This is a genomic window from Caproiciproducens sp. (assembly GCF_053840905.1).
In genome coordinates this window covers 1-1,684 of sequence record NZ_JBNLXQ010000034.1, presented here as the reverse complement: position 1 = coordinate 1,684, position 1,684 = coordinate 1, and the positions used below count along the sequence as shown (strand labels likewise).

The 1,684-nt window shown below is 46.9% G+C and carries 3 protein-coding genes; all 3 read right to left on the bottom strand.

Annotated elements, in window-relative coordinates:
* On the bottom strand, positions 1-374 hold a 374-nt coding region (locus tag ACQGQ5_RS15905), incomplete at its 3' end, for a CD1247 N-terminal domain-containing protein (RefSeq protein ID WP_455737447.1).
* Positions 375-420: 46 nt separating this feature from the next.
* Positions 421-978 (bottom strand): elongation factor P, encoded by a 558-nt coding sequence (gene efp, locus ACQGQ5_RS15900; RefSeq protein WP_455737446.1) that lies wholly within the window; start codon positions 976-978, stop codon positions 421-423.
* 79 nt (positions 979-1,057) lie between these two features.
* Positions 1,058-1,495: a type II 3-dehydroquinate dehydratase gene (aroQ, locus tag ACQGQ5_RS15895; RefSeq protein ID WP_455737445.1), complete on the bottom strand. Its 438-nt coding sequence runs from the start codon at positions 1,493-1,495 to the stop codon at positions 1,058-1,060.
* Positions 1,496-1,684: the final 189 nt, after the last annotated feature.

Genomic DNA, 1,684 nt, shown 5'->3' with positions numbered 1-1,684 from the left:
TCTTCGTCAATATCGAATTCCAGCGTTTCGCCGCAATTCGGGCAGTCCATCTGGCCATCCTCAATAATATCTTCGGACAGGCAAATCGTCTCATGGCAATTCGGGCAGGTTACTTCATAGTAGCAGTCCCCGTCGTCCTCATCGTCATCTTCGTCCTCATAAAAATCTTCTTCCAGAGAACCAAGATCCTCGTCGACCGCATCCAGCTGGTCAGCCATGTCGTCAAAGCTGTCCTGCATATCGGATACGGATGCCGCCATGTCGTCCAATAAATCAATTATTGCGTGAATGACCTTTACCTCTTTTTTGTTCTCGTCAAGCTCAAGGCCTTCCGCAAGGCCGCGAATGTAAGCAACCTTCTCTGTGTTTGTCATAATTCTGCCTCCTTAAACATCATTTACTGAACATGCATAGTGTTGGTTATGCGCGTTCCATATATTCGCCGGTACGGGTATCTATTCTGATTCTTTCGCCTTCCTCGATAAACAGAGGAACATTGATTTCAGCACCGGTTTCCACTGTGGCAGGTTTCAGGGCGTTGGTCGCCGTGTTGCCCTTGAAGCCCGGGTCCGTTTTGGTGATTTCCAGCTCTACAAAGTTCGGCGGCTCAACGCCGAAGACGTTCCCTTTGTAGGAAAGCACCTTGCAGGTCATATTCTCCAGAACAAACTTGAAGTTGTCACTGAGAACGCTGTGGTTGATCGGAGTCTGCTCAAAGGTCTCCAGATCCATAAAGTAATAGAGGTCGCCGTCATTATAAAGATATTGCATATCCTTACGCTCGATATAAGCGGTCGGGTATTTATCGTTTGGGTTGAAAGTTCTTTCTGTTACGCTGCCGGTAATGACGTTTCTGATCTTGGTGCGGACGAAAGCCGCGCCCTTTCCCGGCTTAACATGCTGGAACTCAATAATGGAAACGACGTTTCCATCCATTTCAAAGGTAACGCCATTTCTAAAATCGCCTGCAGATATCATCGTATTATCCTCCAATAATTTTTTCCGTCTATTATCTTATAATAATTTCAGAAAATTTTCAAGATATTTTTATACGGAACTACATTAAATCCTTTAACGCCGCCAGCGCCAGAAAATAGCTGTTTTTCCCGAACCCGGAAATCTGGCCCGCGCACACTTCGGATATCACGCTTTTATGCCGGAAATCCTCACGCGCGTAAATGTTGCTCATGTGGGTTTCCACGAAAGGAATTCTGACACAGGCGATCGCATCGCGCAGCGCATAGCTGTAATGCGTAAGAGCGCCGGCGTTGATCACCACGCCCTGATAGGTCCCGCGCGCACTGTGGATTTTGTCAATCAGATCGCCTTCGTGATTGGACTGAAAGATATCGCAGTCGTAATCCAGCTTTTTAGCATTCTCAATAATCTGAAGATGAATACTTTCGGCAGTTTCGTCCCCGTAGACGCCCTTTTCCCGGACGCCGATCATATTGAGGTTTGGCCCAAGAAGCACAAGAACCTTTTTCCTGCTCATTCTAACACCTTCTCAACCAAAATATTTCTTTCCACGCCCCGCCGCCTTGATGATGTAGCGGATCGGTTTTTCCAAACCGCGGCGTATTTTGAAAGAAAATGAATTTTCCTTGCCCGCAGGAACGAGCAGAATCGATTTCATAAACGACAAATTGGAGCCGACTATATCCGTAAAGACCTGATCCCCAAC

Bases quoted from the DNA above. Each gene is read 5' to 3' on its own strand.
- efp (WP_455737446.1), bottom strand. From the start codon at position 978: ATGATATCTGCAGGCGATTTTAGAAATGGCGTTACCTTTGAAATGGAT.
- aroQ (WP_455737445.1), bottom strand. From the start codon at position 1,495: ATGAGCAGGAAAAAGGTTCTTGTGCTTCTTGGGCCAAACCTCAATATG.